At 73.4% G+C, this 22,054-nt stretch carries 23 protein-coding genes and 1 pseudogene; 8 read left to right on the forward strand and 16 right to left on the reverse strand.

Features of this window, described 5'->3' with window-relative positions; translation table 11 throughout:
* Positions 1-363: 363 nt before the first annotated feature.
* Both ACZ597_RS23725 and ACZ597_RS23730 read right to left on the reverse strand, forming a co-directional pair.
* The gene (locus tag ACZ597_RS23725; RefSeq protein ID WP_471333451.1) at positions 364-627 is read right to left on the reverse strand and encodes a hypothetical protein; all 264 of its coding nucleotides are present in this window, start codon (positions 625-627) and stop codon (positions 364-366) included.
* Positions 614-889, reverse strand: coding sequence for a DUF6400 family protein (locus ACZ597_RS23730; protein WP_471333454.1), 276 nt, complete (start codon positions 887-889; stop codon positions 614-616). Before ACZ597_RS23730 ends, ACZ597_RS23725 begins: the two co-directional genes overlap by 14 nt.
* A 399-nt stretch (positions 890-1,288) precedes the next feature.
* Between ACZ597_RS23730 and ACZ597_RS23735 the strand changes: the two genes are divergently transcribed.
* Positions 1,289-2,536 carry a glycosyltransferase gene (locus tag ACZ597_RS23735; RefSeq protein WP_471333457.1) on the forward strand — a complete coding sequence of 416 codons (1,248 nt, stop codon included), beginning with the start codon at positions 1,289-1,291 and terminating at the stop codon, positions 2,534-2,536.
* A gap of 10 nt (positions 2,537-2,546) precedes the next feature.
* Here ACZ597_RS23735 and ACZ597_RS23740 read toward each other — a convergent pair whose 3' ends face one another.
* From ACZ597_RS23740 to ACZ597_RS23760, 5 genes are read right to left on the reverse strand one after another with little or no spacing between them, the layout of a single operon-like run.
* Entirely contained in the window at positions 2,547-3,251 is a 705-nt protein-coding gene (locus ACZ597_RS23740) for a hypothetical protein (protein ID WP_471333460.1), read from the reverse strand.
* Positions 3,252-3,302: 51 nt separating this feature from the next.
* Positions 3,303-3,905 carry a GTP-binding protein gene (locus ACZ597_RS23745; RefSeq protein ID WP_471333463.1) on the reverse strand — a complete coding sequence of 201 codons (603 nt, stop codon included), beginning with the start codon at positions 3,903-3,905 and terminating at the stop codon, positions 3,303-3,305.
* Positions 3,892-4,305 carry a DUF742 domain-containing protein gene (locus ACZ597_RS23750; RefSeq protein WP_471333466.1) on the reverse strand — a complete coding sequence of 138 codons (414 nt, stop codon included), beginning with the start codon at positions 4,303-4,305 and terminating at the stop codon, positions 3,892-3,894. Before ACZ597_RS23750 ends, ACZ597_RS23745 begins: the two co-directional genes overlap by 14 nt.
* A complete protein-coding gene (locus ACZ597_RS23755; RefSeq protein ID WP_007261964.1) occupies positions 4,263-4,667 on the reverse strand; it encodes a roadblock/LC7 domain-containing protein in 405 nt (134 codons plus the stop codon). Before ACZ597_RS23755 ends, ACZ597_RS23750 begins: the two co-directional genes overlap by 43 nt.
* Positions 4,664-6,994, reverse strand: a complete 2,331-nt coding sequence (locus tag ACZ597_RS23760; RefSeq protein WP_471333469.1) for a sensor histidine kinase — start codon at positions 6,992-6,994, stop codon at positions 4,664-4,666. The genes ACZ597_RS23755 and ACZ597_RS23760 overlap by 4 nt, the downstream gene beginning before the upstream one ends.
* Positions 6,995-7,241: 247 nt before the next feature.
* Between ACZ597_RS23760 and ACZ597_RS23765 the strand changes: the two genes are divergently transcribed.
* Positions 7,242-8,273, forward strand: a complete 1,032-nt coding sequence (locus ACZ597_RS23765; protein WP_471333471.1) for a sulfotransferase — start codon at positions 7,242-7,244, stop codon at positions 8,271-8,273.
* Between the two features lie 32 nt (positions 8,274-8,305).
* Here the strand turns inward: ACZ597_RS23765 and ACZ597_RS23770 are convergent, their stop codons facing one another.
* The 4 genes and pseudogenes from ACZ597_RS23770 to ACZ597_RS23785 all read right to left on the reverse strand — a co-directional run.
* Positions 8,306-8,758 (reverse strand): hypothetical protein, encoded by a 453-nt coding sequence (locus tag ACZ597_RS23770; protein ID WP_471333473.1) that lies wholly within the window; start codon positions 8,756-8,758, stop codon positions 8,306-8,308.
* Positions 8,759-8,899: 141 nt separating this feature from the next.
* Positions 8,900-9,742, reverse strand: a complete 843-nt coding sequence (locus ACZ597_RS23775; RefSeq protein ID WP_471333476.1) for a helix-turn-helix transcriptional regulator — start codon at positions 9,740-9,742, stop codon at positions 8,900-8,902.
* Between the two features lie 83 nt (positions 9,743-9,825).
* Entirely contained in the window at positions 9,826-10,422 is a 597-nt protein-coding gene (locus ACZ597_RS23780) for a TIGR03086 family metal-binding protein (protein WP_471334109.1), read from the reverse strand.
* 129 nt (positions 10,423-10,551) lie between these two features.
* A pseudogene (locus ACZ597_RS23785) lies at positions 10,552-11,406 on the reverse strand (GlxA family transcriptional regulator); the annotation flags it as partial.
* 247 nt (positions 11,407-11,653) lie between these two features.
* Here ACZ597_RS23785 and ACZ597_RS23790 point away from each other — a divergent pair.
* The 4 genes from ACZ597_RS23790 to ACZ597_RS23805 all read left to right on the forward strand — a co-directional run bounded on the left by ACZ597_RS23790 (position 11,654) and on the right by ACZ597_RS23805 (position 14,752).
* Positions 11,654-12,502 carry a dienelactone hydrolase family protein gene (locus tag ACZ597_RS23790; RefSeq protein ID WP_471333479.1) on the forward strand — a complete coding sequence of 283 codons (849 nt, stop codon included), beginning with the start codon at positions 11,654-11,656 and terminating at the stop codon, positions 12,500-12,502.
* A 166-nt stretch (positions 12,503-12,668) separates the two neighbouring features.
* Positions 12,669-13,433 (forward strand): GNAT family N-acetyltransferase, encoded by a 765-nt coding sequence (locus tag ACZ597_RS23795; protein ID WP_471333481.1) that lies wholly within the window; start codon positions 12,669-12,671, stop codon positions 13,431-13,433.
* 82 nt (positions 13,434-13,515) lie between these two features.
* Positions 13,516-13,740: a translation initiation factor IF-1 gene (gene infA / locus ACZ597_RS23800; protein WP_471333484.1), complete on the forward strand. Its 225-nt coding sequence runs from the start codon at positions 13,516-13,518 to the stop codon at positions 13,738-13,740.
* A gap of 244 nt (positions 13,741-13,984) precedes the next feature.
* Positions 13,985-14,752, forward strand: a complete 768-nt coding sequence (locus tag ACZ597_RS23805; protein WP_471333487.1) for an NPP1 family protein — start codon at positions 13,985-13,987, stop codon at positions 14,750-14,752.
* A gap of 19 nt (positions 14,753-14,771) precedes the next feature.
* Here the strand turns inward: ACZ597_RS23805 and ACZ597_RS23810 are convergent, their stop codons facing one another.
* Together ACZ597_RS23810 and ACZ597_RS23815 are read right to left on the reverse strand one after the other, a co-directional pair.
* Entirely contained in the window at positions 14,772-15,275 is a 504-nt protein-coding gene (locus ACZ597_RS23810) for a GNAT family N-acetyltransferase (protein WP_471333490.1), read from the reverse strand.
* Between the two features lie 131 nt (positions 15,276-15,406).
* Positions 15,407-15,841 (reverse strand): Rrf2 family transcriptional regulator, encoded by a 435-nt coding sequence (locus tag ACZ597_RS23815; RefSeq protein WP_471333493.1) that lies wholly within the window; start codon positions 15,839-15,841, stop codon positions 15,407-15,409.
* A gap of 443 nt (positions 15,842-16,284) precedes the next feature.
* Between ACZ597_RS23815 and ACZ597_RS23820 the strand changes: the two genes are divergently transcribed.
* Together ACZ597_RS23820 and ACZ597_RS23825 are read left to right on the forward strand one after the other, a co-directional pair.
* Positions 16,285-17,166: a DUF4436 family protein gene (locus ACZ597_RS23820; protein ID WP_471333496.1), complete on the forward strand. Its 882-nt coding sequence runs from the start codon at positions 16,285-16,287 to the stop codon at positions 17,164-17,166.
* 97 nt (positions 17,167-17,263) lie between these two features.
* Positions 17,264-18,805: an SDR family oxidoreductase gene (locus ACZ597_RS23825; RefSeq protein WP_471333499.1), complete on the forward strand. Its 1,542-nt coding sequence runs from the start codon at positions 17,264-17,266 to the stop codon at positions 18,803-18,805.
* Here ACZ597_RS23825 and ACZ597_RS23830 read toward each other — a convergent pair.
* The 3 genes from ACZ597_RS23830 to ACZ597_RS23840 all read right to left on the reverse strand — a co-directional run bounded on the left by ACZ597_RS23830 (position 18,802) and on the right by ACZ597_RS23840 (position 21,871).
* Complete coding sequence (locus ACZ597_RS23830; RefSeq protein WP_471333502.1) at positions 18,802-19,482, reverse strand: CE1759 family FMN reductase; 681 nt, start codon at positions 19,480-19,482, stop codon at positions 18,802-18,804. The two genes, ACZ597_RS23825 and ACZ597_RS23830, sit on opposite strands and share 4 nt — an antisense overlap.
* On the reverse strand, positions 19,479-20,579 hold the full coding sequence (locus tag ACZ597_RS23835) for an LLM class flavin-dependent oxidoreductase (protein ID WP_471333505.1): 1,101 nt from the start codon (positions 20,577-20,579) through the stop codon (positions 19,479-19,481). The genes ACZ597_RS23830 and ACZ597_RS23835 overlap by 4 nt, the downstream gene beginning before the upstream one ends.
* A gap of 137 nt (positions 20,580-20,716) precedes the next feature.
* Positions 20,717-21,871, reverse strand: coding sequence for an oxygenase MpaB family protein (locus tag ACZ597_RS23840; protein ID WP_471333508.1), 1,155 nt, complete (start codon positions 21,869-21,871; stop codon positions 20,717-20,719).
* Positions 21,872-22,054 lie beyond the last annotated feature (183 nt).

Consider the following 22,054-nt stretch of genomic DNA (forward strand, 5'->3'; position numbering starts at 1 on the left):
CATGCGTGAGCCACTCACACAGGTGGAGAGGGGTTCGTCCGGCGGGGGGCTGTGCGCCCCGGCCGCCTCGGCGACAACACCAGTTAGCCAGCCCCCGGACGCCCTGGCAACGCCCCCCACCTACTAACCCCCCTCGCAGCCCGGGCCCAACGCCCCGCCCGGCAACCCGTACGACTACCGGCCCGCCGCCCTACTAACCCGCACCGGATGTGACGTGGGTCCTGTGGGCCGCCTCACCGGCCGGAACCCCGAAACTCACCCCCCGTAGCCGATCAGACCCGCTGAGCTGAGTGGCCCCCGTCACTTCCGGCACCCGAATCGAAGGAAACGGGTGCGTCGAACGCGGCATTCCGAGTCGCTGGGCTACGAGGAGAGGCGCGGCAGGCCGCTGGTCACACGGCTCCACAGGGAACGCGTGGCGCCGAAGCCGCTCTCGTGCGTCCAGACGTGGGTGCAGCCGGGGCACTGGAGGTGGAGGAGGCTGCCCTTGTTGGAGAGCAGGTAGCGCCAGTGGCGGGAACAGGCCCGGCGCTCCGCGCACGGTTCGCAGTCCCGGGCGTCCTCGCAGCCGGGGCACGGCACCCACGCCCGGCGGCCGATTTCGGCCTGCGGGTCAAGCGGCAGCATGGCCGCCCCCGCGCACGGGCAGCACGCCGGCCGCCACGAGCTCGTCGTACGTGCGCTGCTGCTCCGCGTCGAGGCCGGAGTAGAGCAGGTCGTACGCCTCCTCCTCACCCCGCAGCACCTCGACCGGATCCCAGTCGGGACCGAGCGCGGCCATCACCTGGGCGCGCCGGAGCATCTCCTGGGCGGTGAGGTCGACGGCGAAGTCGAACGGCTCGGCGGCGTCGCCCGGGCCGGCGGGGGGCGTGGAGTGGTGCGAGGACATGAGGCAGAACTTAGGTATGCCTTCCCTCCCGGGTCAAGGGAGGGTGGGCGGAGTCACATCCCACCCTCCACGGGAGGATTCGCACATTTCTCACGGGCCGTCAGGGCGGACGCCCGGGGCAGCCCGCCCGGTCCGGTCAGCCGCGCTGGAAGACCACCTCGGGAGTGGCGCCAGGCGGGGCGGTCGCCCGTGAGCCGGTCCAGCAGGAACGTCACGTCACGCGCCCGGCCCTCGGACACGCGGTGAAGGCGACCGATCGGGGAAGACCTGCTCGCACCTAACCAATCATGGAATGGCCGGAACCCGCTGCCCGGAACCGGCCATCCGCGCCCGGAGGAATTCCGTGCCGTCCCGCGAGGAAGCCCGGCGTCGGCCGGCTCGGGCGCCACACTGGCGGGCATGAGGATCGCCGTCATGACAGCGGGGTCGCGCGGGGACGTCGCACCCTACACGGGGCTGGGGGCCGGCCTGGCCCGGGCCGGACACGAGGTCACGCTGGTCACCCATGGGGTGTTCGAACCGCTGTTGGCCGGGTCCGGGGTGCGCTTCGAGAGCCTTCCCGGGGATCCCAGAGCCGAGTTGCACTCCGCGCGCGGGCGCGGGCTGCACCGGAGCCGGACCGGGGCGGCGAAACTGCTGCGCGCCGTCGCGCTGGCGCGGCGCATCGCGCCGGAGATGACGCACCCGCTGGTCCGTGCCGCGCGCGACGCCGACGTCGTACTGGCAGGCGGAACGGTCGCGCCGCTGGCGTACGCCATCGCCGAGGGCCTCTCCCGGCCCAGCATGGGCCTCTTCCTGCAACCCCTGCACGGCACCCGCGAGTTCCCGCCGCCGATGCTCGGCACCCGCTCCGCGGGCGCGCTGGGCAACCGGCTCGGCGGTCAGGCCGTCGTCACGGCCGTCGACCACGTCTTCACCCGGGCCGCACGGGCCCTGGCCGCCGAGCACGGCCTGCCCCGGCGCAGCCTGCCCGCCGCCCGCCGCGCCCGCGAGCGGCGGAACTGGCCCGTGTGGCACGGCTTCAGCGAGCTGGTGGTCCCCCGCCCCCGCGACTGGCGCCCGGGGCTGGAGATCTCCGGATACTGGTGGCCCCACGACAGCGCCGGCCGGCTGCCGGCGGATCTGGAGGACTTCCTCGCCGCCGGCCCCGCCCCGGTCTACGTGGGCCTCGGCAGCGCCACCACACCCGACCCGGCGCGGGTCAGCGCCGATGTCGTCGCCGCCCTGCGCGCCGCCGGCCTGCGGGGCGTGGTCCAGCAGGGGTGGGCCGGGCTGTCCGCCGCCCAGGACGACATGATCACCATCGGCGACGTTCCGCACTCCCTGCTGTTCCCCCGCATGGCGGCCGTCGTCCACCACGCGGGGGCCGGCACCACCGGTGCCGCCCTGCGCGCGGGCGTCCCGTCCGTACCGGTGCCCGTGCAGTTCGACGCCCACTTCTGGGCGGCCCGTCTCGTGGAGCTGGGCACCGCCCCCGGTGTGCTGCCCCTGCGCCGGCTCGGGCCGGCCGCCCTGGGCTCCGCACTGCGGGAGGCCGTGGGCAACGCCTCCTACCGGGAGCGGGCCCGGTACCTGGCCGGCCGGCTGGCGGCGGAGGACGGCATCGCCCCCGTGGCCGCCGCGCTCGAACGGCTGGTGCACACCTGACGGATGCTCCTCAGCCGCGCGGGTGCTGCTGCCAGGGCTGCTGGTACTGGCCCGGCTGAGGGTACTGACCTGGCTGCTGGTACGGCGCTGCCTGCGGGTACCGGTCCGGCTGCCGGTTCGGCGCCGGGGCCGGCCGGGCGCCGCGCAGCAGGGCGTCGAAGCGGGCGTACAGGTCGTGGGCCGTGTCGGGCGTGGGCACGTACGCGGTGACCGTTCCGTCGGTGAGCTGGACCGTGATCACGCTGCCGCCGCGCGGATCGGGCTGGTGCCAGACTCCGGAGAGGGCCGTGGCGGGGACCCAGCCCTGCCCGGTCTCCGCGTCGCCGCTCCCCCAACGGCGGCGCAGGGCCCGCCGGTAGCCGGGGATCAGCAACAGGGGGAAGCCCACCACGACGAACAGGAGGAGGAAGACGCTCCCGATGACCCCGCTGGTCCAGTGCAGCAGGGCGATGATCGCCCCGTAGCAGACCGAGACGATCGCCACCCACAGGCAGGCCGTGACGGCGGCCTCCGGTGCACCGTTCTTCTTGAGCAGGCCGTAGAGGCCTGTCGACGCGAGCATCAGCAGCAGGGTGACGCACCCGGCCCCCTCGCCGAAGAGCTTGTCGGCGAGGGACTCGTCGCTCCCGTCCTGCTTGGCGGCGTAGCCGTGGTCGTGGAACTGGACGGACATCCGCCCGCCCGGCGTGGCGGTCACGCCCTTGATCGTGTACATGGTGATCACGCTAGCTCCGCCGTACGGCCGGGCGGGGATCGCCCCCCCCGGTCAGACGCGGGCGGGCGCCTCCGCCCGGGCGATGACCACGTCGAGCAGGGCCAGCAGGGAGTCCCGCGCGTCCGTACGGGAGCGGGCGTCCAGCAGGAGCACGGGCGTGGCCGGGTCGCGCAGGTGCAGTGCGGCGGCGATCTCCTCGGCGGTGTAGGGCTGTTCGCCGTGGAAGCAGTTCGCCCCGACGACGAACGGCAGGCCCCGGCTCTCGAAGAAGTCGATCGCCGGGAAGCCCCGGTCCAGGCGCCGCGTGTCGACGAGCACGAGTGCGCCCAGGGCCCCGTTCAGCAGGTCGTCCCACATGAACCAGAACCGCTCCTGGCCGGGCGTGCCGAACAGGTAGAGGACGACTCCGGCGTCGGCGAGGGTGATCCGGCCGAAGTCCATCGCGACGGTGGTCAGTGTCTTGGACTCGATGCCTTCGAGGTCGTCGACGCCGACTCCCGCGCTGGTGAGGCGTTCCTCCGTGCGCAGCGGCTCGATCTCGGAGACCGCCTCGACCAGGGTGGTCTTCCCGACGCCGAACCCGCCGGCGATGAGGATCTTGACGGGGGACGCCGCCCGGGCGGTGGAGTCTTCGGAAGTGTCATATCCGGGCAAGGTTGTCCCTGATTTTCATGAGCAGGTGGACATTGGTGGTCTCGGCGCCCTCCAGGGGCGGCCGGTGGTGGATCAGTCCGCGGTCGGCGAGCTCGCCCAGGAGGAGCGTCGCCGGGGTGAGGCGCATGTGCATGCGTGCGGCGATCTCGGCGACCGCCAGTCCGCCCGGCCGCGCGCACATGGTGAGGACGGTCCGCCATTCGGTGGCCAGACCGGTGTGGGCGTCGTCGCCGACGGCCGCCGCCACGATGGTGGTGTCCATGGTGAGCACGGTCTGCGGGGCGGCGGCCGTGCGGCCGTCGGTCAGCGCGTACAGCCGTGTCCGGCGGGGGCTTCGGCGCGGCGGCTCGTCGGGCATTACGGCGTCGGCGGGGTGGTGCGCTCGGGGGTTCCCAGCCATTCGCCGAGCGCCTGGGCGGTGCGTACGGCTTCGCCTCCCAGTTCGCCGAGCCGTGCCTTGCGGGAGGTCACCACGATGAGCGTGCTGCCTTCCCCGCAGCCGACGACGCAGAGGTAGCGGTCGTCCATCTCCACGAGCTGGCGGATGACCCTGCCGCCGTCGATCTCCCGGGATATCGCCTTCATGGTGGCGGCGATGCCGGAGGACGCGGCCGCGATGCGCTCCGCCTGGTCCCGCTCCAGCAGGTAGGCGCTGAGCTTGATCCCGTCGTTGGACAGGAGCACGGCCCCCTGGATGCCGGCGATCCTGCTCAGGTTGTTGTCCAGGATGCCGTAGATCATGTCGCTGGCTGTCGTTGTCATGGCTGATCCGCTCCGAGCTCTGCTTCCACTTTCTTGGTCCCCTCTTCGTAGTCGGCCCAGGCGTCGGCCACCTCTTCGGGTGTCTCCGTCTCCCGGCCGGCGGCCGGTTCCGGGGCGCGCGGGCCCCGGAGTTGCCGGGTGAGGTGGGTCTGCGGGACGCGCTCGGGCAGGGCGGGCCGCGCGTCCGGGGCGGCCGCGGAGCGCGCCGGCGGTGCGGCCGCGGGGGCCGGTTCCGGGGCCGGGGCCTGCGGGGCGCCGGCGTCGGGCGCGGGCTCGCGCACGGGTACGCGTACGGGCTCCGGCACGGCGGCGGGCCGGGGAGCCCGCTCGGGCAGGGGCTTCCGCTCCGCCTGCTGCGGCACCCGGGGCTTCTCCCCGGCGGGCAGCAGCAGCCCGCCGGGCAGGATCACCACGGCGGCCGTCCCCCCGTACACCGAGCGGCGCAGCGTGACCCGGGCCTGGAGCTGGTCGGCCAGGTGGCCCACGACGAAGAGGCCGAGCCGGTGCGCGTTCTCGGCGAGCACGGAGAACGGCGGCGCCGAGTGCAGGCGCTCGTTCATGGCCTCGTACCCGGCAGCCGAGACCCGCGGTCCGCGGTCCTCGATCTCGACCGACAGGCCGTCCGCGACGAGTTCGGCGCGGACGACCACCTTGGAGCGCGGCGGCGAGAACCGGGTCGCGTTGTCCAGCAGCTCCGCCAGCAGGTGGCTGATCTGGCTGATCACGTGCGGGCGCACGCTCGCCTCGTCCAGTGCCTGCCGTTCGATGCGCCGGAAGTCCTCGACCTCCGCGGCGGCCTCGCGCAGCAGGTCGGCGACGCGCATGGGTTCGGTGTGCGGGTCCGGGATCTCGCCGCCGGCGAGGATGAGCAGGTTCTCGATCTGGCGCCGCATCCCCACCGTCAGCTGGTCGGACCGCATCAGCTGGGCCAGGAGCGCCTCGTCGTGGCCGAAGGTGTCCTGGAGGTCCTCGGTCAGGCTCAGCTGCCGGCTGACGAGGTTCCCGGTGCGCGAGGCGATGCCCGAGGCGAACAGGCCGAAGCCGTGGCGTTCGGCGGCGAGTTGCCTGTGCCCGTCGACGGACACGGCGACCACGCGGGCGAAGGCGTCGGCGATCTGCCCGACTTCGTCCTCGCGTCCGTGCACGGCCGGCAGTGCCTCCGTGTCGACGGGTTCCCCGCGCTGGAGCCGGGCCACCACCTCGGGCAGCGTCTCCTCGGCGATGGCGACCGTACGCGTGTGCAGGCGGCTCAGCCGGCGCAGTACCGACCGGGTGGTGAGGACGACGACCGCGGTGACGAGGAGCAGGGCGCCGCCGCTGGCTCCGACGAGCCAGTAGACCTCGGTCTGGAGCGCGGCGGCCTTCGCGTCGGCGTGGGCGAGCACGTTCTTGGCGCGGGCCGTGTTGAGTTCGGCGAGTCGCGGCGCGAAGGTGTGGTGCGCGGCGGGCCAGTCGTCGACGTCGGCGGGCAGTTTGACGCCGGTCGCGGTGTCCTTGTGGTTGGCGATGACCGCGTTTTCGACGCGGAGCTTGGTCTGCCAGGCGTCCGAGCCGGTCAGCTTGTCGTACGCCGCCAGTTCGGCGGGCGGCAGGTACGGCACGATCCAGGTGTCGTACAGGTACCGGTGGGTGCCGACGGCGTCGAGGAACTGGGAGAAGCCGGTGGCCGCCAGTTCGCGGGAGGGCCCCGCGAGGGTGAGGGCCGTGTCCTCGCGGGCGACCATCTCGGCGGCGGAGAACAGGGCCACGGCGGGCCTGCTCTCCTGGGCGAGTTCGGCGTCCTCGGCGTGGCTGAATTCATCCTGGTAGGCGCGGATGATGTCGTCGATCACGCCGGTGTAGTAGCCGACGGCCTGGTCCGCGCTGCCGCTGTGGGCGTCCACGCGCTTGCGGTACGAGGCGAGCAGGTCGAGCCGGCCGCTCACGGCGCCGAGGCGCCCCTCGCCCTGCCCGTGGTGCTGCGCGGTGTCGCCGCCGCCGCTGCCCGCGAGCCGCCGGAACTCCGCCGCGGCGCGGTCCGTCGCGGCCCGCCTCTCGTGCAGGGCTTCGTCGGCCACGGAGGATCCGGCCCATCGCGCCGCCGTCACCGCCCGCTCGTTCTGCAGCTCCGTCATCAGCCTGACCAGCGGTACGCCGATCCGTTCACCGGCCTCCACGTCGGCGCGCAGGTGCTCCGACTGGGCCAGCAGCCGCTGGGCGGTCACGGTGGTCTGGGCCCCCATCGCCACGGTCGGCACGACTGCCAGGCAGACCAGCATCGTGCGCAGGCGTACGGTGCGGCGGCGCCGGGCGGGGGGCGGCGGGCTTGGCGGTCCTTCGGGGGCCATCGCAGACATCGGTCCTCGGGAGCGGCGGAGACGGGAAGGGCCCGGACGAGGGCATGGGGGAACTGCCGACACGGCCCTGCGGGGTGAGGATGCCGATCATATCCAGCCAGTCCGAATAAACGGAGACCTTACTTCCATGATCCTGCGTGGTAAAAGCGCCCGTCCGCCCTCCGCCGGCATCGGGAGGCGGCGCCGGGGGAAGGCTGGTCGCGACCGGAACGGGTCTTCGTCGGAGGAGTTGGACGGAATGCGCACTCTGACCTTTGTCGTGGGTACGGGCCGCAGCGGGTCGACCGCGCTGTCGGGCATCGTCAACGCGCATCCGGACGTGCTCAGTCTCAACGAGCTGCTGTCCTCGGTACAGAGCCGGGGCTTCCCTGAAGGCACCGTCACGGGCGAGGGGTTCTGGCGGCTGCTGGCCGATCCCAATCCGGTGTTCGAGCGGATGATCCGCAGCGGGGTGCCGATGCCGGAGTTCGTCTACACCCGTCGCCCCGGGCGCTTCGCGACCGCCACCACCGGGATCCCGGCCCTGTCCCTGATGGTGCTCCCGCACCTGACCGACGATCCGGACGGCCTGTTCGACGAGCTGGAGAAGGAGGTGCGCGGCTGGCCGGCCCGCACCGCGGCCGGTCACTACGAGGCCCTGTTCGCCCTGCTGTGCGCGCGGTTCGGGTCCACGGCGGTGGTGGAGCGGTCGGGGTATTCGTCGGACCGGGTGCCGCTGTTGCGCCGGACCTTCCCGCAGGCGCGCTTCGTGCACCTGTTCAGGGACGGGCCGGACTGCGCGCTGTCCATGAGCCGGCACACGGGCTACCGGATGATCTACCTGCTGCGGGAGATCCTCGCCCGGACGGGCGCCGAGCGGGTGGAGGACCTGACCGGGGAACAGGTCCGGTCCCTGCCGCCCGAGCTGTCCCGGCTGCTGGAGGAGCGCTTCGATTCCGCGCTGGTGCTGGACCGCGAGCTGCCGGTGGCGGGTTTCGCGGCGCTGTGGTCGGAGATCGTGGTCCGGGGCGTGGCGCACCTCGGCGGGGTTCCCGCGCCGATGCGCGCCACGCTCGCCTACGAGGACCTCCTCGACCGGCCCCGCGAAGAGCTCGCGAGGCTGGCCGGCTTCATCGGCGTCGAGCCCCTCCCCCAGTGGCTCGACGCGGGCGCCGCACGGCTGGACGCCGGCCGGCGGGGTGCCTCGCTGCGGCTGCCCGCGGCCGAACTCGCGGCGCTGCGGGAGGGGTGCGCCGCCGGCGCCCGGGCCCTGGCGGGCGGCCGGGCGTAGGTCCGTAGGGCCGTAGGGGCGTCCAGCAGTTCTCAGCAGGTGACGGTGACCTCGTGCACGACGGGCCTGGCGGTCCAGGGGAACGAGGCGACGCCGAAGGTGGCGCGTACGGTCGACCCGCACGGGACGGAGCCGGCCGGACCGCGCACGTCGAGGCTGGACGAGGTGAAGATGACCGGCCTCGCCTGGGTGACGGGCGCGTCGCCGCCGACGACCTCGGCGGTCAGCGTCGTGAACAGCTGCCTCGGCTCGGGCGCCGGGCTGCCCGGAGAGGGCGGGCCGGCCAGTCCGACCTTTCCGTAGATCTCGACGGTGGTGCCGGTGACATCGGCGCACACCCGGGTGGTCAGACCTGCCTGAAGGGCCGGGCTGCCGCAGGAGGTGACGGTCTCGGCGGCGGCTGGAGGGGTGGCTGCGAAGGCGGGGACGCCGGTGAGGACGGTCAGGGCGGCGGCGCCGGCTGCCAGAAGGGCCAAACGGTTCATCGGAGTTCTCCTCTTGGTCATGGGGCACGGCCCGGGCGGTTCCGGACCGGGCTCGTATGTCATGTGATATTTCACATGACATACGAACGGATCATGACCAACGACTGAACCGTTGCCGCCCGGGCCGTGACTCCTCGTCCGTCAGCGCAGCCCGGCGGCCCGGCGCGACGTGGCGTGGACGGAGCCCAGCAGGCTCAGCGCCTCGGCGCTCGGGCCGCCCGGTTCGGCGTGGTAGACGACCAGTTGCCGGCCCGGGGCGTCGCGCACGTCGAAGGCCTGGTAGGTGAGCCGCAGTTCACCCACGTCCGGGTGGTGGAAGTGCTTGGCCGCCCGGGTCTTGCCGCGCACGGTGTGGGCGCTCCACAGCGCGGCGAACTCCGCGCTCCGCCCGCTCAGTTCGCCGACCAGCTCCCGCAGTCGCGGACTGCCCGGTTCCATGCCGTCCGCCTCGCGCAGATGGCCGGCCACGGCTTCGGCCGTCAGGTCCCATCGGATGTGGAACCGGCGCGCGGCCGGGTCGAGGAAGACCATCCGGGCCAGGTTGTCCGGCCGGCCGAAGGGCGAGTACAGGGCCTCGGCGAGCGTGTTCGCGGCCACTACGTCGAGTGCGGGGCCGATCACGAAGGCGGGGGCGTGCAGATGGCCTTCCACCAACTCGCGCAGGGCGGGCGCCACTCGGTCCGCCGTGGCTGCGGCGTACGGACGGGCGGGTGCCGCGCCCGCCAGCCGGTGCAGGTGTGCCATCGCGTCGGCGTCCAGCAGCAGGGCGCGGCCCAGCGCGGCCACCACCTGCCCGGACGGGTTGCGCTCGCGCCCCTGCTCCAGCCGCGTGTAGTAGTCCGCGTTCACTCCGGCCAGCACGGCGACCTCCTCGCGGCGCAGCCCGGCCACCCGGCGCGGTCCGTGGCTCGCCATGCCGACGTCGCCGGGCCGTACGCTCCCGCGGCGCGCGCGGAGGAAGTCACCGAGGTGGTTGTCGCCCATGCCCCACAGGCTAGGCCGCGCACCGGTTCCCTGCCTGGGTGCGCCGCACCCGGGCAGGACGCGGCCGGAGTGCGGGACGGGCGTCAGGAGGGCGGCGTCCAGCCCGGGGCACGGCCGCTCAACCCGATCGTCCGGTCCAGCAGCGGTGCGCCGTCCGGCACCGGCACGACGGGGCCGAAGACGCCCCCGCCGCGGTCCTCCTCCTGGGCGGCCGCGAGCAGGAAGTCGTACGAGACCCGCAGCGCCGCCCCGTCGGGTGCGTAGTCCTGGCCGGTGGCCCTGGCCAGGTCCCAGCCGTGGACGACCAGTTCGTCGGCGGCCACCGCGGCGGCGACGGCGCCGGGCAGGTCAACGCCGCCCGCGCGGGTCGCACCGGTCCAGGCGTCCGGGTCCCGCCAGGCCTCCGCCAGTTCGCCGAGGAGCTCCGGAAGCCGCTCGCGCCAGTCGGCGGGCAGCTCGGCCGCGTCCGCGTCCGGGGGTGTGTCGGTCCTGGGTCCGAGGTCCTTGCGGGCCGCGTCGCGGAAGGCCGCGGCCAGGCCCGCCAGGTGGCCCAGCAGTCCGCCGACCGGATAGCCGGGGCAGGGCGTCGGCCCGGCGAGCCGGGCGTCGGGGACACCGGCGACCAGGCGGGCCACGACGGCCGCCTGCGGTCCGAGGTCGAACCCCGTCGTGCTGTTCATCCGCCTCTCCCTCCGGAACCGCCCGCCTGCAGGGTAGACGGGAGCCCGGGCCGGAGCCGGCCGGACATGCCCGTCCGCCGCGGGTTCCCGTCGTTCCCGGCCCGTCCGGCGGAACGCGGCCCGGTAGGTGCTCGGACGGTGCCCCGTGTGCCGGGCGAAGAGGGCGGCGAAGGTACCGGGATCCCGGTAGCCGACGGCCGCGGCGACGGCGGCGACGGTGCGGTCGGTGGTCTCCAGGAGGTGGCGGGCACGGCGCACCCGGGAGGCCTGGAGATGGGCCAGCGGGCTGTGACCGGTCTCCTCGGCGAAACGGCGCAGCAGGGTGCGGGTGCTGACACCGAAGGCGTCGGCGAGCGCGGCGAGGTCGTACGGCTCGGCGAGGTCCTGGTCGAGCCGCCGCATGACCCGCGGGGAGAACTCCCGGCCGGGCTGCGGAAGGAGCCTCGGGTCGGCGTACGGGGTCTGGGAAGTCCGCGCGTCGTCGACGAGGGCCACCCGGGCGGTGGTGCGGGCCACCCGGTCGCCGTCGTGCCGGCGGATCAGGTCGAGCGCGAAGTCGTACATGGCGCTGAAGGCCGCCGTGGTCGTCACTCCCGTGTCGGTGACGACCAGGTGCTCCGGCCGCACGTCGGCGGCCGGGCAGCGCCTGGCCAGTTCGGCGGCGTACAGCCAGGAGGTGGTGGCTCGGCGCCGGTCGAGGAGCCCGGCCTCGGCGAGCAGGAACGCGCCGGTGCAGAGGGAGACGACGGCGGTGCCGGCGGCGGCCCGCTCCCGGATCGCCGCGATCTCGGGGGCGAGCGCGGCGAGCCCCGCGTCGAGGTCGGCGTCCGGGCCCAGTTCGAAGCCGGGCACCACGAGGACGTCGACCTCGCGCAGGGGCCGTACGTCCAGGCTCGCACCGCCGGAGGCGGTGACCCGGCGGCGGGGCGAGAGGACCGACACCCGGTAGCCGGGGGCGCCGGGCCCGGCGACGTGCCCGGCCATCGTCAACAGGTCGGGGACGCCGAACACTTCGGACGCGAAGCAGCCCGGGTACGCCAGGACCCCGACCCGCAGCGCACCCGCTCCCGCGCCGTCCTCCGCCCGCGCCACCGTTCCCGTACCCCCTGCCGTCCGCGGCCCCCGGGCCGGCGGACGCGTACCGCTCGGCCCCGTCGTATGGCGAGATTACCCCCGGCCCTGGCGGTCCCGCCCCTCACCGGGCGGCCGGTGCGGGGCTCAGGCTGGGCCCATGAGCGATGACGATCCGATCGACGACTTCACCCGCCGGAGCGTGGCCGTGGCGGGGGTGGAGAAGACGGTGTACGTGGCCGGGGCCGGGCCCGCGGTCGTGCTGCTGCCCGAGATGCCGGGCATCAGTCCCGACGTCCTGCGGCTCGCGCGCTGGGTGCGGGAGGCGGGATTCACCGTGCACGTGCCCTCCCTGTTCGGGACGGACGGCGCCTTCCCCACGGCCGAGGGCGGCCGGGAGGTCGTCCGGCGCGCCTGCGTCAGCGCGGAGTTCCGGGCCTTCGCCGGGGGCGGCACCAGCCCGGTGACCCTCTGGCTGCGCGGCCTGGCACGCCAGGCCCACGCGGAGTGCGGCGGACCGGGGGTGGGTGCGGTCGGCCTGTGCTTCACCGGCAACTTCGCCCTCGCCATGGCCCTGGATCCGGCGGTGATCGCCCCGGTGGTCAACCACCCGTCGCTGCCGCTCGACGACCCCGGCGGAATCGAACTCGGCGCGGCGGACGCGCGTGCGGTGCGCGACCGGCTCCACCGCGACGGACTCACCGTCCTCGCCTACCGCTTCGAGGGCGACCGCTGGTGCACGGGGCAGCGCTTCGCCGCCTACCGCGCGCTGCTCGGGGCGGCCTTCGACGGGCGCGTCCTGCCCTCCTCCGCCGCCAACCCGGCCCCGCCGCCCTTCTTCGCCGAGCTGGTCGGCACCCCGCACAGCGTGGTCACGGCCCATCTCGTCGACGAGGCCGGGCATCCGACGGTCCGGGCCCGCGACGAGATCCTGGCCTTCCTCACCCAGCGCCTCCACCCGCGGGGGACCCGGCCCGGCCCGGGCTCGGGGAAAACGAATGGGACATGAGGCCATTGGTTGTTAGGGTGCGGATCACCGTGACAGGACGCGAGGAGGTGAGACCCATGAAGGCTGTATCGAGGTGGGTGCTCCCCAACTTCCGTCACGGTATGCGGCTGACCTAGGTGTCGTCGGGAGCGCCTCCGTAACCAGGCACTCCCGAAAGGCGACAACCATGAACACCGTGATGATCAACCGGGTCGACGAGACCCGGTGGCAGGCCGAGGCCGACGGCTTGACCGTCGGTTACGGCGACGTCTCGCAACGGCCCGACGGGCGGCTCTTCATCAGCATCGACGTGTGGCAGGACGCGGCCTTCGACCGGCTCGCCGCCGCGATCCTGGCAGACCTGCCGGCCCCGCTCCACACCCTGGTCGGCGAGGCCGACCTCGGCCTGAGGTCCCGTTGGGAAGAGGCCGGTTTCGCTCCCGGACGCCGCGAGCGGGAGTACGTCCTGTCCACCGACCCGAGCGAGACCGGACTGGATCCGTCCCGGTCGCCCGAGGGCGTGCTGATCCTGCCCGGCACGCAGGCGGACAAAAGCCTGCTGCGCGCGCTGGACCGTACGATCCGCGAGGAGGTCGAGGCCGGCGCGGGATGGCGGACCATGCCGGCCGAGGTCCTGCCGCGTCCGGCCGCGGCCCTGCCGCTGGACCCGTCGCGGTTCACGGTGGCGGTCCGGGACGGCGCGTACGTGGGCCTGGTCCGGGTGGCCCCGGTCCGCAGCCGGGCGCGGATCGGGCTGGTGGCCGTACGGGCCGGCGAGCAGCGCCGGGGCATCGGGCGGGCGCTGCTGGCCCACGCGCTGGGCTCGCTGCACCGGTCCGGGATCGGCTCGGCCTGGGCCGAGGCCGACGAGTCCAACACCGCCGCGATCACACTGTTCGAGGGCATCGGCGCCCGGCGGACCGGCGGCAACGTCGAGCTGGTGCGCCGCTGACCCCACGCCGTCGGCCCACCGGTCCGGCAACGACACCGGTTTCGACATCTGCATCGACACCCCATCCGAGAGACGAGGGACATTGGCAAGAACATCGAAGGGCCTGGAAGTCGAGGGCACCGTCATCGAGTGCATGCGCAACGCCACCTTCAAGGTGGAACTCCCGAACGGGCACCACGTGCTCGCGCACATCAGCGGGAAGATCCGGAAGAACTACATCAGGATCCTCCCCTTCGACCGGGTGCTCGTCGAAGTGAGCACGTACGACCTGACCCGCGGCCGGATCATGTACCGGTACCGGACCTGAGCGACGGCGGGCGTGCGCCCGGGGACTCCCCGGGCGCTCGCTCGGGCCGGCGCCCGTGCGATCCGTCGGAGTTGAGCCACAACTGGGCCTGAACGCACGGATGTTGCCGATTGCGGCCGCCGGGTGAAGAGGTGGCGCCACGGCTCTTGTCGTGTGGTCGGGGTTCGCGAATGATGCTTCCGGCGCGCCCGCCGGACCGGCCGGGCTCCGCGCCGCACCGAACCCCGACCAGCCGGAGGATGCTTTGCGGACGAGTCGTCACATCCGGAGGGCATCCGTCGCCGTCGGCGCCGCCCTCGCACTGGTCGTCGCCGTGCCGCAGGTGGCCTTCGCCGCCCCGCCGCCGGCCCTGCCCGTGAACGCCGAGGCCGTCGAGCTGACCTTCCAGCCGGCGTACGACTACGACACGGACGGCTGTTACCCGACCCCCGCCATAGGCCCGACCGGGGTCCTGAACGGCGGCCTGAACCCCACCGGCGCGCTCAACGGCAACTGCCGCGACGCCTCGGACCTCGCCAACACCAACGGCTATTCCCGGGCCGCCTGCAACAACGGCTGGTGCGCCGTGGCGTACGCGCTGTACTTCGAGAAGGACCAGGCCATCCCGGGCATCAGCCTCGGCGGCCACCGCCACGACTGGGAGCACGTGGTGGTGTGGATCCAGGGCGGCGAGGCGAAGTACGTCTCCACCTCCGCCCACGGCGACTTCAACGTCCACACGCGTGACCAGATCCGCTGGGAGGGGACCCACCCCAAGATCGTCTACCACAAGGACGGCGTCGGCACGCACTGCTTCCGTCCGGCCAACGCCAATGACGAACCGCCCGAGAACCACCGGGGCACCTGGCAGTTCCCGGCGCTCGTCGGCTGGTCGGGCTATCCGGCGACGCTGCGGGACAAGCTCAGCCAGGCGGACTTCGGCAGCGCGCACTTCGGCCTGAAGGACGGCTCGTTCGCCTCCCACCTCGCGAAGGCCAAACCGGCGGGCATCCCCTTCGACCCGAACCAGTAGCGGCTCCGCCCCCGTACGGTCAGCTGGACGCGTGGTCGTCGCGGGCCAGGGCGTAGACGGTGCAGGGGCGGTCCAGGACGGTGTCCTCGCGCAGGCGCGTGAAGCCGAGGCGCGAGGCCACCGCGGTGGAGGCGGTGTTGCCGTGGTGGATCATGGCGGTGATCTGCGGGAGCCGCAGCGTCCCGAAGCCCCACGCGAGCACCGCCTCGGCCGCTTCGGTGGCGTAGCCGCGCCCCCAGTGGGCGCGGGCGAAGGTCCAGCCGATCTCCGTCTCGTCGAACTGTTCCCACCAGTTGAGGCCGCTGCGGCCGATCAACTCGCCGGTTCCGCGCAGTTCGACGGCGCACAGGCCGTGGCCGCGCCGGTCCCACTGGTCCCGGATCGCGCGCAGGCGTGCCGCGGCCTGCTCCCGGGTGTAGCCGCCGACGAACCGGTTGACCTCCTCGTCGGCGTGCAGGGCCACCCACCAATCGGTGTCGGCTTCGGTGAGCGGGCGCAGTCGGAGGCGTTCTGTGGTGATCACTTTCTTACGGTCCTCGATGTCGATGGGATGGTCGTGTCGTCCGGGGGATCCGGTTGTAACAGATGTTGTTACGACAGTGGTCGAAAGGGAGGCCGGTCCCAGTGGACCGGCCGGGGCGGATCGGGTGTCGTTCAGCTTCCGGGAACCGCCGCCCTCGCCACGTCGGCGACGGTGACGGCCGCCAGTTCGGCCCTCATCGACTCCTCCGCGCGGTCGTAGACCGCTCGCAGCACGGGCGGGATGCCCCGCGCGACGGGACACTCCTGATTGGGCGGCGAGGAGTGCAGGCCGATGAGCGGCTCCGGCTCGACGGCGAGGTAGACGTCCCTCAGGGTGATCGACTCCGGAGCGCGCGCCAGCCTCCAGCCCGCGCCCTGCCCTCGCTGCGACTCCACCAGCCCGGCGTCACGCAGGCTCCCGAGGGTGCGGCGGATGACCACGGGGTTGGTGTTGACGCTGGCGGCGATCTGCTCGGACGTCACGATGCCGCCGGGCCGCTTGGGGCAGACCCGGGCCATCCAGGTCAGCGTGTGCGTGGCCACGGTCATCCGACTGCTCGCACTCACGGAACCTCCCGCCGTCCCCGATGCCGCCGGCCCGACTTCTGTCGTAACCAATATTGTTACGACAGGGGGGTTGATGTCCAGCCGTCCCGGGAGGACGGCACCCGGCACAGCACCCCCGGCCGGGATCGGTTACCCGTCGGGGCCGGCTTCGGCGGGTTGAGCAGGCCCTCCGGGGGGCCCAGGGTGACGGGGGCGCCGGCGGGCTCGAAGCCGGCCGGTGCCGGGTATCGGGCTCGGGCTGCCGCCGAGCAGGTCCTTCGGCGGGGCGTGTCCGGGGCCCGCGGACCCGGCGCCCGCGCGGCCTGCTCGTCTCCGGCAGGGTCCACGCGGGCCGGCCGTGATCGGCCACCCGACACGCCCCGGTCGGATGCGGCGGATCGCCGGGCCGGTGGACGAGGATCGCACCGCGGTCACCGCCCCTCCCCCCTCCCGTCGGAGTCACCATGGCCCCCACCTGGGACCCACGTCGCCCCCGCAGTTCCGGAGCGTCGCTCCTGCCGGTCCTGCTCCCCATCGCGTTCCTGATCGTGGCGGCGGTGGGAGTCGGGTCGTGGCTGCAGTTCAGGGAACGGCAGGCGCTCGACACCGTCCACACGGTCGGATCCGCGGCCGCCGACCGGGTGGACGTCGAGGCCACCGTCCAGCGCGTGGACGCCTCGTCCAGGGAGCTGGTCCTGCGGGTCCGGGTCGTCCCGCGCGGGACCCTGGGCGAGGAGGACGGGACCGCCCCGGTGGCAGACCTCGGCCTCCAGACCTCCACCGCGACCCTCGGCGACCTGGCGTTCAAGGCGCACGAGCGGATCGCGACCCGGGACGTGCAGGTCGCCGTCACGGGCGGGTCGGTCAGCGACTACCCGTTCGACACGTACGGGACCGACGTCGAGTTCTGGGCACAGCTGGGCGGCAGGCAGGTGCCGGTGCGGCTGCTGTTCTCCAACAACGACCCCCTCTTCTCGGTGTCCGTGACGCCCTCGGACGCCCGGCAGGAGGCCGTCCTCGGGCTGGAACTGGTCCGGTCGGGCAGCCTGCTCGTCTTCGCGGTCTTCATGATGGGCGTGATGTGGGCGCTGGCGGCGTCCGTGCTCATCGGGGCCTGGTACCTGACGACCCGCGGCGAGGGCCTGGTCTGGCCCGCCCTCGCCTGGATGGCCGCCACCCTGTTCGCCCTCGCCGCGTTCCGCAACACCGCGCCCGGCACGCCCCCCATCGGCTGCGTACTGGACTGGTTCGCCTTCCTGTGGGCCGAGACCGTCATCGCCCTCTGCCTGCTCGCCGTGGTCCTCACCGGCGTCCGCACAGCGCTCCGCCCGGACGACACGGCGTAGCACGGACGGCGCAACGACGCGCAACCGATGCGTTTTGCGCGTGGGCCGCACCCGGTCCAGGCTCGGAGGGTGCGGTGCCGAGGGAAGGAGCCGGCCCATGGCGGGTGACGAGCGGGGACGAGCCGCGACGGGGGGCCTGTGCCTGGTCACCGGCGCCACCGGCTACATCGGCGGCCGCCTGGTGCCCGAGCTGCTCGACGCCGGCTACCGGGTCCGGGCGCTGGCCCGCTCCCCGGAGCGGCTGCGCGACCACCCCTGGGCCGGCCGCGCCCAGGTGGTGCGGGGCGACGTCACCGACGCGGACTCGCTGGACGCGGCCCTGCGCGGGGTGGACGTGGCCTACTACCTGGTCCACGGCCTCAGCGCGGGTCCCGGCTTCGAGGAGCGCGACCGGGACGCGGCCCGCCTCTTCGCCGAGCGGGCCCGGCTGGCCGGCGTACGGCGCATCGTCTACCTGGGCGGGCTCACCCCGGCGGGCCTGCCCCCCGAGCAGCTCTCACCGCACCTGCGCTCCCGGGCCGAGGTGGGCCGCATCCTGCTGGCCTCGGGCGTCCCCTGCACCGTGCTGCGGGCGGCGGTGGTCATCGGCTCCGGCTCGGCCTCCTTCGAGATGCTGCGCTACCTGACGGAACGGCTGCCCGTCATGATCACGCCGAGCTGGGTGGGCACCCGGGTGCAGCCCATCGCCGTCCGCGACGTGCTGCGCTACCTCGTCGGCAGCGCGGGCATGCCCCCCGAGGTCAGCCGTGCCTTCGACATCGGCGGGCCGGACGTCCTCACGTACGAGCGGATGATGCACTGCTACGCCGCGGTCGCCGAGCTCCCGCACCGGCGCATCCTGCGCGTGCCCATGCTCAGCCCTGGCCTCTCCAGCCTCTGGATCGGCCTGGTCACCCCGGTGCCCCGGGCACTGGCCCGGCCGCTCGCCGAGTCCCTGCGCCACGAGGTGGTGTGCGCGGAGCACGACATCGCCCGCTGGGTGCCCGACCCGCCGGGCGCGCCCCTCGCCTTCGACCGGGCGCTGGCCTTCGCCCTGCAGCGGGTCCGCGAGGCACAGGTGAGCACCCGGTGGTCCTCCGCCGCCCTGCCCGGCGCCCCCAGCGACCCCCTGCCCACGGACCCCGACTGGGCCGGCGGCAGCCTCTACACCGACCACCGCAGCACCGGGGTGGCGGCCCCGCCCGCGGCGCTGTGGCAGGTGGTGGAGGGCATCGGCGGCGAGCACGGCTGGTACTCCTTCCCCCTCGCCTGGGCCGTACGGGGCTGGCTGGACCGGCTGGCGGGCGGCGTCGGCACCCGCCGCGGCCGGCGCGACGCCGGCCGGCTGCGGGTGGGCGACGCGCTCGACTTCTGGCGGGTCGAGGAGATCGAGCCGGGCCGGCTGCTGCGGCTGCGCGCCGAGATGCGGGTGCCCGGTCTGGCCTGGCTGGAGATGTACGCCGAACCGGACCCGGTGGACGAGGGCCGCTCCCGCTACCGGCAGCGCGCCCTCTTCCACCCGCGCGGCCTGCTCGGCCACCTGTACTGGTGGGCCGTGAGCCCCTTCCACTCGATGGTGTTCGGCGGCATGGCCCGCAACATCGCCCATGCCGCCGAGCAGGCCCCGCCGCCCCGCCCTGGGCCGCGCCCGACGGGCTAACCGGCCCGAAGCGCGGCCAGCCGCTGTTCGAACGGCACCACCGTGAAGCCGTCCGCCGGGTCCACCGAGGTGATCGCACCCGTCAGCGAGCGCGGCGCGACCGCGGCGGCGGTGTCGACGTCCGGGGCCGCCGCCCCGGCGGGCGCCATGAAGCGCGCCAGCTCCGCGCCGGCCCGGGCGATCCGCTGCGCCAGCCCCTCCCCGCCCCAGTCCTCGGAGGCCGCGTACACGGCGGTCGGCAGGGCGAGGGCGCGCAGGTGGGTGAAGAGCGGACGCAGGGCGTGCTCGGTGACCAGGGAGTGCCGGGCGGTACCGCCGGTCGCTCCGAGGAGCACCGGCTTCCCGGTGAGGGCGTCCTTGTCGATGAGGTCGAAGAACGACTTGAACAGGCCGCTGTAGGAGGCCGCGAACACCGGTGTCACGGCGATCAGGCCGTCCGCGGCGGCCACCGCGTCGAGTGCGGCGGCCAGCCGGCCGGGCGGGAACCCGGTGACGAGGTGCTGGGCGATCTCCGTCGCCAGTTCCCTCAGCTCGATCACCTCGGCCCCGACCGCCTCGGGCCCGATCCCTTCGGGGTCGGCGGCCGCGCGTCCGAGCGTCGCGGCCGCGAGGCGGTCGGCGAGCAGCCGGGTCGAGGAGGGCGAGCTCAGCCCCGCCGATACGACGACGAGCTTCATGCCCGCTCCTCCCGGGCCGTGGTGTTCCGGGCCGCGGCCACGCGGGCCGGGTGCGTCGGCGCGTCCGGGACGCCGGCCGGGCGCAGGTTCGCGAACTCCTTGCGCAGCACCGGCACGACCTCCTCGCCCAGCAGGTCGAGCTGCTCCAGGACGGTCTTGAGGGGCAGCCCCGCGTGGTCCAGCAGGAACAGCTGGCGCTGGTAGTCGCCGGCGTAGTCCCTGAAGGAGAGGGTCCGCTCGATGACCTGCTGCGGCGAGCCCACGGTCAGGGGCGTCTGCGAGGTGAACTCCTCCAGCGACGGGCCGTGGCCGTACACCGGCGCGTTGTCGAAGTACGGGCGGAACTCTCGGACCGCGTCCTGCGAGTTCCTGCGCATGAACACCTGGCCGCCGAGCCCGACCACGGCCTGTTCGGGGGTGCCGTGCCCGTAGTGGGCGTAGCGCTCGCGGTAGAGGTTCACCATCTGCCGGGTGTGGGAGGCGGGCCAGAAGATGTTGTTGTGGAAGAAGCCGTCGCCGTAGTAGGCGGCCTGCTCGGCGATCTCCGGCGAGCGGATGGAGCCGTGCCACACGAAGGGGGCGACGCCGTCGAGCGGGCGCGGGGTCGAGGTGAAGGACTGGAGCGGCGTACGGAACTTGCCCTTCCAGGTGACGACGTCCTCATCCCACAGGCGGCGCAGCAGCGCGTAGTTCTCGATGGCGAGGTCGATGCCGTCGCGGATGTCCTTGCCGAACCAGGGGTAGACCGGGCCGGTGTTGCCACGGCCCGTCATGAGGTCGACGCGGCCGTCGGCGACGTGCTGGAGCATCGCGAAGTCCTCGGCGATCTTCACCGGGTCGTTCGTGGTGATCAGCGTCGTGGACGTGGACAGGATCAGGTTCTCGGTGCGTGCGGCGATGTATCCGAGCAGCGTCGTCGGAGAGGAGGGGACGAACGGCGGGTTGTGGTGCTCGCCGGTGGCGAAGACGTCGAGGCCGACCTCCTCGGCCTTCTGCGCGATCGCGAGCATCGCCTTGATCCGCTCGTGCTCGCCGGGCGCGCGTCCGGTCGTCGGATCCGGTGTGACGTCACCGACGGTGAAGATCCCGAACTGCATGGCTCCCCTTCCCAAGATTGTTTATGATTCAATCATATCTCGGAACGGCGGGCGCCGTCGCCGTATTCCCGGCAGCCGCGATACGCCCGCCGCCCGTCCGGGTACCGGACGGGCGGCGGGCGGCTCCTGCGGACGGGTCAGCGGTTGTCGTGCAGCTCCTGGTGCATCTGCGGCTGGTCGTCCTCGTTGTGCGTGAGGGCGAACTTCTGGATCTCGTTGAAGCCCTTGGAGGCGACGCCGACGATCTCCTTGTACGGGTTGACGCCGGTGGCCTTCTTCGCTCCCCCGCCCAGCAGCCCGCCGCCGATGCCGCTGACCACGTCATGGCCGGCCGCGAGGGGCTTGGCGGCCGCGTCGAGGACGCTCTTGGGCAGGCCCGCCATGTCGGCGTACTTGTCGGACAGCGCGTGGCGGACCATCGCCACGAACGCGTCGTGGGTGGGGCCCGGGTAGAACTTCCTGTAGAAGTCGACGGCCTGCTTCGTCATGAAGACGCCGTCGTCGGTCTCCTTCCACTCCCTGTCGCGCTCCTGGTTCCACAGGGCCGCGACCAGGTCCGGATCCTTGGGCAGCAGCCACTTGTCGGGGGTGCCCAGGTAGTGGTTGACGTAGTGCCAGGCACACATGAAGCCCTTGGCGTCGTCCTTGGAGACGTCGATGCCCAGCCGGTCCATGGCCTGGATGATCTGGGTGGAGAAGACGCAGGCGGCACCGGTGGTGTACTTCTGCGAGACCGGCTCGCCCCACTTGGCGTAGTCCCACTCGCCGCTCTTCTTGTGCAGCCGGCGCACCGAGGCGTGCACGAGGCGGACCTTGGTGACGTTGGCGGCCAGGGTGCCGTCCCGCATGGCGTTCTTGTTGCCCATGTCGATGAACAGGCGGGAGGACTGCGAAAGGCGCCGGCCGGGCCCCTGGACACCGCCGAGCCTGCCCGTGGAGCGGAGGGTGAACGCCCCGGTCGGGGAGAGGTACGTGCCGATCAGGCCGACGGTGCCCTGGAGCATGGACACCTCTCCGTGGTGGTGCGCGAAGAAGCTCTCCGCGGCCTTGACGTCCGCCTCCGACCAGTCCGGCGGCGGGGCCGCCGCCTCCTGGAGGAACGCGGCCAGCCGGACGGGCAGGCCGGACGTATCCATCCCGGGCTTGAGCGTGCCGATCGTGCGGAACAGCGCGTTGACCCCGTCGATCTCCTTGTTGTCGATCAGGTCCGACACGAGTTCGTCCGCCTTCGGATCGCCGACCTTGCTCGCCGCTTCCAGCTCGGCGGCGATCGTCGCGGTCGTCAGAGCCACGGTGAACCACTTCCTTCCAGGGGGGGTGGGGCGCGCTCGTGCCCGCGTTCAGCGCCATGCTGCCGCCGCCCTCGACAGCTCCAGAACCCCCTGCCGACGCCGGATCGTTTGCTCCTCACCCCAACGGCGGACGGAACCGTGGCAACGGGAATCGGTCGACCCCGGCCCCGTACGGGCGCATCG

Source organism: Streptomyces sp. NPDC040718 (genome assembly GCF_055593565.1).

Coding starts and splice junctions, on each gene's coding strand:
- ACZ597_RS23735 (WP_471333457.1), top strand. CDS start 1,289: ATGAGGATCGCCGTCATGACAGCGGGGTCGCGCGGGGACGTCGCACCC.
- ACZ597_RS23770 (WP_471333473.1), bottom strand. CDS start 8,758: ATGAACCGTTTGGCCCTTCTGGCAGCCGGCGCCGCCGCCCTGACCGTC.
- ACZ597_RS23740 (WP_471333460.1), bottom strand. CDS start 3,251: ATGTACACGATCAAGGGCGTGACCGCCACGCCGGGCGGGCGGATGTCC.
- ACZ597_RS23755 (WP_007261964.1), bottom strand. CDS start 4,667: ATGACAACGACAGCCAGCGACATGATCTACGGCATCCTGGACAACAAC.
- ACZ597_RS23765 (WP_471333471.1), top strand. CDS start 7,242: ATGCGCACTCTGACCTTTGTCGTGGGTACGGGCCGCAGCGGGTCGACC.
- ACZ597_RS23760 (WP_471333469.1), bottom strand. CDS start 6,994: ATGGCCCCCGAAGGACCGCCAAGCCCGCCGCCCCCCGCCCGGCGCCGC.
- ACZ597_RS23830 (WP_471333502.1), bottom strand. CDS start 19,482: ATGAAGCTCGTCGTCGTATCGGCGGGGCTGAGCTCGCCCTCCTCGACC.
- ACZ597_RS23725 (WP_471333451.1), bottom strand. CDS start 627: ATGCTGCCGCTTGACCCGCAGGCCGAAATCGGCCGCCGGGCGTGGGTG.
- ACZ597_RS23825 (WP_471333499.1), top strand. CDS start 17,264: ATGGCGGGTGACGAGCGGGGACGAGCCGCGACGGGGGGCCTGTGCCTG.
- ACZ597_RS23835 (WP_471333505.1), bottom strand. CDS start 20,579: ATGCAGTTCGGGATCTTCACCGTCGGTGACGTCACACCGGATCCGACG.
- ACZ597_RS23750 (WP_471333466.1), bottom strand. CDS start 4,305: ATGGCTGGGAACCCCCGAGCGCACCACCCCGCCGACGCCGTAATGCCC.
- ACZ597_RS23790 (WP_471333479.1), top strand. CDS start 11,654: ATGAGCGATGACGATCCGATCGACGACTTCACCCGCCGGAGCGTGGCC.
- ACZ597_RS23730 (WP_471333454.1), bottom strand. CDS start 889: ATGTCCTCGCACCACTCCACGCCCCCCGCCGGCCCGGGCGACGCCGCC.
- ACZ597_RS23820 (WP_471333496.1), top strand. CDS start 16,285: ATGGCCCCCACCTGGGACCCACGTCGCCCCCGCAGTTCCGGAGCGTCG.
- ACZ597_RS23780 (WP_471334109.1), bottom strand. CDS start 10,422: ATGAACAGCACGACGGGGTTCGACCTCGGACCGCAGGCGGCCGTCGTG.
- ACZ597_RS23795 (WP_471333481.1), top strand. CDS start 12,669: ATGAACACCGTGATGATCAACCGGGTCGACGAGACCCGGTGGCAGGCC.
- ACZ597_RS23775 (WP_471333476.1), bottom strand. CDS start 9,742: ATGGGCGACAACCACCTCGGTGACTTCCTCCGCGCGCGCCGCGGGAGC.